The 8,712-nt window shown below is 63.0% G+C and carries 3 protein-coding genes and 1 pseudogene; all 4 read right to left on the bottom strand.

Annotated features, from left to right (window positions below; genetic code table 11):
* Positions 1-485: pseudogene (locus OB03_RS05380) on the bottom strand (hypothetical protein); the annotation flags it as partial.
* Positions 478-2,595: a type I secretion system permease/ATPase gene (locus tag OB03_RS05375; protein ID WP_461343445.1), complete on the bottom strand. Its 2,118-nt coding sequence runs from the start codon at positions 2,593-2,595 to the stop codon at positions 478-480. The gene OB03_RS05375 and the pseudogene OB03_RS05380, both read right to left, overlap by 8 nt.
* Positions 2,592-3,872 (bottom strand): TolC family protein, encoded by a 1,281-nt coding sequence (locus tag OB03_RS05370; protein WP_461343444.1) that lies wholly within the window; start codon positions 3,870-3,872, stop codon positions 2,592-2,594. The genes OB03_RS05375 and OB03_RS05370 overlap by 4 nt, the downstream gene beginning before the upstream one ends.
* Before the next feature lie 122 nt (positions 3,873-3,994).
* Positions 3,995-8,668: an Ig-like domain-containing protein gene (locus OB03_RS05365; protein ID WP_461343443.1), complete on the bottom strand. Its 4,674-nt coding sequence runs from the start codon at positions 8,666-8,668 to the stop codon at positions 3,995-3,997.
* Positions 8,669-8,712 lie beyond the last annotated feature (44 nt).

The following is an 8,712-nucleotide window of genomic DNA, read 5'->3' as shown; positions in this document are numbered from 1 at the left end:
GCATTCAGGTTCTGCCGACGGGCGCGGAACAACGCCCGCTCGGACGTAATCACCGGATCGTTGGCCGGTATCGACGAGGGGAAGTTGATCTCGGTCTGGCCCAGTACCTCGGCTTCCAGACGTGCAATAGCGGCCGTCAGAGCGTTGACCTGTGCCGCCGTTTCTCCGGCCGCCGTGTTGAAGCGGGTATCGTCCAGCTTGGCCAGAACCTGGCCCGCGTCGACGACCTGTCCCTCGCGTACCAGCAGGTCGCGCAGGATTCCGCCCTCAAGGCTTTGAATCACCTGAACGCGGCTGTTGGGAACGATCTTGCCTTCGCCGCGGACCACCTCGTCCACCGTGGCCCACGACGACCAGACGACAAAGGCAAAGACCACACCGACACAGGCCCACAATATGGGGCGAGCCAGCGGGTGGGCCTCGCCCTCACGCGTGTCGGCAAGCGCGCGGCGAAGCTGACGGGTGACGGCGGCGTTCCTAGCCATTGGCGGCACGGGCCTCCCCTATGCTGGCACCCGTGGTTGGCCCCGAGCCCACGACGCGGCCGTTGGACAGGGCCACCATGCGGTTCGTCAGCGTCAGGACAGAGCGGCGATGAGTGGCGATGAAAACCGTCCGCCCTTCGAGCCAATGGGCAAGAAAGCCGAGCAGGCGGTTTTCGTTATTCTGGTCAAAGGCCGCGGTCGGCTCATCCATCAGGACGATGCGCGGGTCCTGCAGGATCACTCGCGCCAGACCAATGGCCTGACGCTGGCCGCCCGAGACGCTGTTGCGTCCGACAAGCGGCAGGTCCAGCCCTTGCGGGTGAGCGCGCACATAGACGCCTAGTCCCACCGCATCCAGCGCATCCAGCAAGTCCTGATCGGAGTGACGCGCACCATCAAGCGTCAGATTATCCCGCAAGGTGCCGTGGAACAGCACCGCATCTTGGGGAAGGTATCCAATGGCTTGCCTGCGGTCGGCAGGATCGATCTGGGTCAGGCTGATATCGTCCAGCAGGACACGGCCTGCCGTAACGTCGCCTAACCCCGACAGCACTCTCAGCAAGGTGGACTTGCCTGCACCATTATTACCGATCAACGCCACCCGCTCGCCGGGCATGATCTCGAGCTGGTTTATATCCAGGACAGGCGCGGCTTCCGGATCAAACCGGACTTCGACGTTTTCCATGCGGAAATGCCCTCGAATGTCGGTCTTGCGCGTAAAGCTTCGGTCCTCGGGGCGCTCTACGGGGGCGGCCATCAACTGGTCCAGCCCCTCGAGCGCAACCTTGATATACTGCCAGCGCGACATAATGCCGACGAACTGGTTGGTAGGGGCCACAGCACGCGACACCAACAGCGAGCATGCCACCAGCGCGCCCATGGTCATCTGGCCACCCGCGATCTGATAGACGCCGATCACCACCGCGCCGATATAGGCCAGTTGCTGAACGCTGGAGCCGATAGAGGAAAGGGCTGTCGACAGACTGCGGCTCTTGAGGCCGGACGAGGCCAACGTGGCCGACATCAAGTCCCACTGGCGCAGATTACGCCCCTCGCCGCGCGCGGCCTTCAGGCCTTCGAGGTTATCGACCGTCTCCAGCAGGAGACCGTGTTTCACCGCGCCCTCGCGCAGGTTCTCGCGCGATAGTTCAGCAAGCTTTGCCTGCATCAGCCAGGCCGGCACGATCATCAGAATGACGGCTGCGGCAGGGGCGAACGCCACCGGCCCACCCAGAACAGCGATCACGCCGATGAACAGCAGGATGAAGGGCGCATCCGAAATCGCCGCGACCGTCGAGGCCGTGAAGAATTCGCGCACGGACTCAAACTCTTTGACCTGACTGGCGAAGGCTCCCGTCGATCCCGGCTTGGCCGAAAGACGCACCGCCATCACCTGTTCAAACAGGCGGGACGAGAGTTTCAGATCCAGTGACTTGCCCGTCGCTTCTAGCAGATGGGCCCGCAACTGGCGCAGCAACAACTCCAGCAGAATGGCGATAATGGCACCGGACGCCAGCACCCACAGGGTGGGGAAGTTTGAGGTGGGGACAACGCGGTCATAGACCTGCATCGCAAACAAGGATGTGGCGACGGCCAGAAGGTTGGCAAAGATGGCCGCCGCGCCGACCTCGATAAAGTTGGGCCAGGCCTCCGCCACCGCACCGCGCAGCCAGTGGCGTTTTGCAGGTCGGGCATAGGCACCGGCCCGCTCGTCGCTGCGATAGATGGGACGGGCAAAGACCATCTGGCCGGAATAGGCGCTGCGCAGTCGCTCCATACTGATGAGGCTGGCACCCCCATCGGTAAAGGCGCTGAGGACGATGGCGTTGTCGCCATCGCGACCGGCAAAGACGAGACTGCGTCCGTTCTTCAGGAGCACCAGCGTCGGGAACAAATCTTCGGGCACATCATCGAGCGCCAGAGGCACGACGCGTGCCGACAAACCCGCGCGGCGCATGGCCCGCCGGACCTGATCCAGCGGCAGCCGTCCGTCTTCCAACGGCAAGCCGTCCCCCAGCATGGCGGCGGTCGCCTTGCATCCCAGCTCTGCGGCCAGCAGGCTAAGGCCTTCTCTTAGGGGATCAACCTCCGGGGGAAGAGGACGTGTCATCGGCTGGCACGCTCCATTGCCGGAGCGAAGCTGTCGGCCAGAAGGCCGAGTTGGGCGGCCACTCGATACTGGGTCCGGAGGCGTTCAATCGTCAGTTCGATGATCTGGCGCTCTGCCTCGAAATACTCGTTCTCCATCAGGACCAGATCCTGAATGTCGCGACGGCCGACGATGAATTGCTCGGCATAGGTGGTGCGCACACTGTCCGACTGGCTGACTTGGTCGGCCAAGGCATCGATACGGCTGTCCAGTGCGCGGTCGCTCACCTGCAGGGAGGCGACCTTGCGCTTCAACTCGCGCGCGATCGTTTCGGTGCCCAGTTGGGCGGCGTCACGGCGCGCCTCTTCCAGACCCGGACGCTGGAAGGCGGACAGGCCCTGCTGGGTCGACATCCGAAGCCGCAAACCAATGGAGGAATCGTCAATCAGACGCCCGCCGATCTCGCGCTTTTGAACCGATCCCTCGACCACCAGTCGCGGCAACGCCGAGGAGCGCGAGTTACGATAGGCCGCATCGGCAGCTTCGGCATTATAGACCGCACGTTTATAGAGCGGCGAAGCGGTGATGGCGGCCTCCAACTGAGGCTCTGTAGCAACCTGCGCCATGAAAGCCGGTTGATCCGGGATCAGCACCCGCGTGGCGGGATAGCCGACGACGACTTCAAACGCGCTCTCGGCCTCGGCGAGGTCCCCGTTCAGGCGTGCGCGTGTGGCCTGTGCCGTCGACAGAGCCAGACTGGCACGGCCCAGTTCTGCCTGATCGGAGAACCGGCCCGCGACCCGCTCCTGAGCCATGGACTGAAGTCGGGTGAGGCGTTCGACGTGCCCGCGCGCCAGATCAAGTTGGGCGCGGCCCTGCGCGATATCCAGCCAAAGCTCGACGGTCTGAAGGGCGATATCATCCCGCTTGATGCGATAGTTGGCGCGTTGCTCCGCGGTAAGCGCATCGGCGCGATCGACGCTGCTGCGGACTTGACCCCAGTCATACAGGGTTTGCGAAATGCTGACGTCATAACCGACGCCGGAAGACTCCGGACCTGCGGAGGCATTAATGGCGGGCAGATAGCCGTTACGCGCAATATCGCCCTCCACCTCGGCGACTTCGACCTCGGCCAAAGAGGCGCGGGCTGCCGGATCGCGGCGCAGGGCCTCGCGGACAGCGGCGGCCATTTCAGCCTCTCCCGCCGGATCGCGTGCCACCGCCTGAGTGGTCCCCAATGCACCCAGACACAGAGCGACGGCGAGGCTGCACGAAAGGGAAACCTTGGAAACCTGCACTTTATGCCCCCACAGCAGATACGAACGACTCAGATTGAAATTAGATAACGCTGAAATATGGAATTGAGTAGCAAAGCTTTGTGCTGGTCGGCGGCACCCGTGCACGGGTGCCGCCGCCTGCGTCACAGGGTCTGAAGGTGATCGTCGACCGGCGTGCCCCAGTCTTGCGGGACAGCCAGGTCGGGCAAGGGTTCGAATGCCGGATCAAAGGCCGTGTGGGCCGGTGCCAGACTGTCGCCTATGTCACCGATCACCTGTTCGGTATCTTCGAGCACCGAGTGGGCCAACGAACGGAAGCTGTCACCGGAGCCATCAAGGTCGAACGCATCATTGGCTGCGCCCTCCAGATCGCCGAGTAGAGCCTGCACATCGATACCCTCATCGCCGACCTCGAAGGACTCGGCGAGATAGGAGAACGAGCTTGCTCCGCCGCCACCCAGCAGTGTGGTCAGCGCATTGACGGTGAGCAGGTTGCCAAGCGAGTCGCTGGCAGAAGCGCCCCAGACATCGGTGGCCGTCAGGGTCGTGGCGTTCAATACGCCCAGACTGAGCAGGGACTCATCGAACAGGCCGCCGTCACCATTGGTCAGGTGCACGGTCCGCAGGAAGAGGTTGATCTGCTCGTTGTCGAGCGTAAGGCCGTTGGCAGCGGTGACTTCCAACCGGATACCCGGCAGCACGACACCCAGAACACCATCCAGCGGGACCAGTTTGACCGTGTAACCGAGTGCATGGGCCAGGGTTGCATCATAACCGAAGGCCATCTGGCTGAGGCTCACGCCCACCAAGGAGCGGAACTCCAGCGACACCTTCGCCAGATTGTTGTCGGGGTCGGCGACGCTCAGATCCTGTTGGCCCAGGTCATAGTCGGCGAACGTCCCGCCAAGCAATGGCTGCAGAAGGGCCGCTTCCGCGCCGAGGGCGGGTGCATCATTGGCCGACGGATTGCCGATGTTATCGTCGCTTACGATCACCGTCGACTGACCGGCGTCGCCATCCCCGTCAACGAAGCTTCCTTCGATCGTCAGGTCAGCGGCGGGCGGAGCACCTGCAGGCTGGGTCGCACTGTCGACCACCAGTTTACCGTCCAGCAGCAGCCGGGAGATAATGCCCAGACCGCTGGCTCCTGCCCCGATCAGATCCACGCCGGCCAACAGGATTTTGTGGTCCACCAGCAGGGGGTTGTAACCGCCGCTGAAACCACCGCGATAGGCGATGTGGATTTCCGTGCCCTCTGCCGTCTGCACAAAATGCAGGAAGTTGGTCAGATTGCCCGCGCTCTGGCCGATACGGCCTTCACCCAGCAGGATATCGGACAGGTCGAGGATATCTCCGCCACTTGCCAGTGCAGCGGCGTTGAAGTCGGTGATCACATCCGTCTCCACCACGCCCAGCGCGATATCACCCCGCTCGAACCGGAAGACATCGCTGCCTTCGCCGCCGGTCAGAATGTCGTTGCCGGCACCACCGATCAGAATGTCATTGCCGGCTCCGCCATTAAGGGTGTCATTGCCCGAGCCGCCGCGCAGCAGGTCGTTGCCGCGCGCACCATTGAGGATATCGTCGCCCCCATAACCATAAATACGGTTATCGAGCCCCTGCCCCAGATTGACGTCCAGACCGTTCAAGGTGTTCGCATTGTCGTCGCCTTGGCGGACCTCGTTGGGCAGCACACCATTCAACAGGTTATTGGCCACGCCCGCATCGATCAGGGTGAAGTCGATCGCGTCACCCTCTTGGCCCTGTGCGTCGACGACCCGCGCCGTCAAGCTCTGGAACAGCGACAGATCGATGGGCAGCAGTCCACCCAGAATGCTCGGATTGAGCGTCAGGGTGCCCAGAAGTTCATTCAGCTTGAATGCATCAATGGTGCCGCCCGTAGTGGTGCTGGAAATAGTGATGCGACCACTGTTCAGGCCCGTGCCCGGGATGACTCTCAACCCCAGTTCATCGGCCAGCGCGCCGTCCCAACGGAACGGACTACCGCTGAGCAAGGTCAGTCCCGAGAACTCCAACTCCAGGCTGGTGATGTCATTGTCGGCATCGGCGACCGTAATCGCCTGATCTTTGGACAGACCGACAATGCCCAGCAGATTCAGCTGGAGAACATTTCCCAGTCCCGAACTGCCACCGACATCGACCAGCGGTGCTGTACCCGGCACGGATGGCGGGGGAGTAATACCCGTGACCAGAACGTTATATTCGCCCGTCGTGAGGTTTACGGTAACCGTCTCGCCCCGCGTGGTTGTCAGCAGCAGATTGCCTTGATCCAGCGCGTAGGAGGTGATGGTATCGGAGGTGCCGATAACATCCAAAGTACCTCCAGCCTCAAGGGTAAAGGTCACGCCATCGACCGTCACGCTCTGCAGCGTGCCGCCGTCCAGACCCACATCCACCAACAGACTGCCGGCTAGAGTGGTTGGACCAGCAGGCGCGAGCGTGATCGGTCCGCCGTTCAGTGGCGCACCGTCCTCGACATTGATCACGAGGGTACCGGTGGAGGAACCCGATGCGTCGGTGACGGTGACCGGAATATTGATAGCCTTCACATCAGCATCAAGGTGATCGATCCCGCTGTGAATCTGGAGCGAATAGGCTCCGGTCGCGCTCATGCTCACAGACAGAACAAGGCGCGTTCCTGCCATGCCTTGCAGCGTGCCATCGGCTGCGAACTGCCAGGTGATGGCCTCGCCTTGCGACGTCAGGCCCTGAGCATCCGGTAGGCCGAGAGTGACCTGACCATTGACGGCGTTCGAGAAGGCCAGTTGCCCGGTAACGGCAACATCGGGGATCATCTCGCTCAGCTCGGCTTCATTGGTGCCAATGGTAATCCCGCCGGTCGTCGAAATGTCGAACGTCACCGCAGTCGAGGCTGGGCTGACACGCCCGTCCGGTGCGGTGATGACCGCCACCACCGAATAGGCACCGTCAGGATAGGTCGATCCCAGATTGATGCTCGCATAGCCGAGGGCAATGTCGTCACCGATGATGACGTGGGTGACCTGATAGGTGTCGGTGCCGGACGTCATGGTGACCGTGATGGTCTGACCAACGTCGGCCCCTTGCGGCAGGCTGACGCGTGCCTCGATACCATCGGCCAGTTCACCGGCGTCCACGCCGTCTGCGGCCTCGGCAATCGTCAGGTCGGGTCGACCCAGCGGGGTACCGCCATACGATCCCTCGTCGCCCGACAGGTTGAAGGTTACCGGCGTGGATGGGGGGCTGTCGCGACCGTCGGCGGTGCGCAGGATTGCCACGACGGAATAGAAGCCGTCCGCATAGGTGGCCCCGAGGTTAATGTTGGCATAGCCCAGTGCAATATCATCGCCGATGACGACGTGGGTAACGTCGGTCGAGACCCCGTTCGAGGTCAATGTGATGACGATAGTGTCACCCACATTGGTGCCGTTCGGCAGACCGACACGGGCGTCGATCCCGTCATCGAGATCGACCGCGTCAATGTCGTCCGCCGCTTCGGGAATATCGAGAGTGGGCGTACCCAGCGGCTCGGGCTCGACACCCAAATCGGGCGCGGTAGCAGTTGCCGGCGCAGAGGTATTGCCAGCCGCATCCTTGAGAACGACGCTGACGGTGCCGCCCTCGGTCTGGGCCGGATCAAGCGTTACGCTGAATGTGCCATCCGGATTAACGCGTCCCGTACCGATGACCGCGTTTTGAGCGTCGCGCACCTCGACGTCCGCTCCGGCTTCACCGCGACCCGACAGGGTGTCACCATCCGCTCCTACCAGCAGATCGGTCGGCGCATCCGGTGCCGTGAGGTCCGGAGACACCGCCGTCGTCGGCGCGGAGTCGTTGCCTGCAGCGTCGGTCAGCACAACGCTGACGCTGCTGCCGTCAACTTGGGAGGGTTCGAGGGTGACGGTGAAGGTCCCGTCCGCGCCAACCTGTCCGGTGCCGACAACCGCGTCCTGGCTGTTCCTGATCTCGACCGTGGCCCCAGCTTCGCCCTTGCCGGTAACCGTCTCGCCGTCGGCTGCCACGACCACATCCGTCGCCGCGTTAGGGGCGGTCAGGTCGGGGGCCGTGGCGCTGGACGGGGTGGAAGTGTTGTTGGCGGGATCAGTGGCCGTGACCGATACCGTTTCGGAGTTAACGAGCGCGGGGGAGAGAGTGACGGTGAACCGACCGTCATTGCCGACCTGGGCACTGCCGATCACAGCACCGGCAGCATTTCGCACCGTGACAGTCGAGCCGGGCTCTGCGGTACCGCTAAGGCTTGTGCCGTTCGCCGCAAATGTCAGCCCTGTGGGCGCTGCAGGCGGCGTTGTGTCGGGTAACGGACTGTCGAACGTCGGAGCGTCACTTTCCTGCGAAAGTGCGGCCGCGAAACCGGCGGCCATCAACCCTCCGACGACTGCAGCCGCGCCGCCGCCGCTGGAGCCCTCGCGTCCATCAGGGCTGTTGGTCAGGCTTTCAAACGGGGCCGGTTCCGCGACTTGGGTGGAATACAGCCCCATCGGGCCGTCGGAGACGACCGCGGTCTCCATAGCAACGACGCCGCCATTGCCATCCAGCAACAGCAGGTGCTTGGCCTCGACACCGGTATAGAAGTTCTGGACCGTCAGGATTTCGCCATTAGGGCCATAAACCAGCAGATCGGCCCCTTGCCGGACCATGCCGGTGATATTTCCGGCCGCTTCACGCAGGAAGATACGGTCAGCGCCAAAGGCATCAAGGACGCCATTGGCCTGCACCGTCTGGCCCGCGCTCGAGGGCGCGCCAAAAGGGACGAGTTTCGCAAGGACAGAGAAGGGATTTACGACGGCAGTGGGCATGGGGGGTGCTCCGGATCAAACGCATTACCTGCGCACGTTGCCCC

The organism is Brevundimonas sp. GN22, assembly GCF_054824005.1.
The sequence above is the reverse complement of the archived record's forward strand: the minus strand, read 5'-3'. Positions and strand labels throughout refer to the sequence as shown.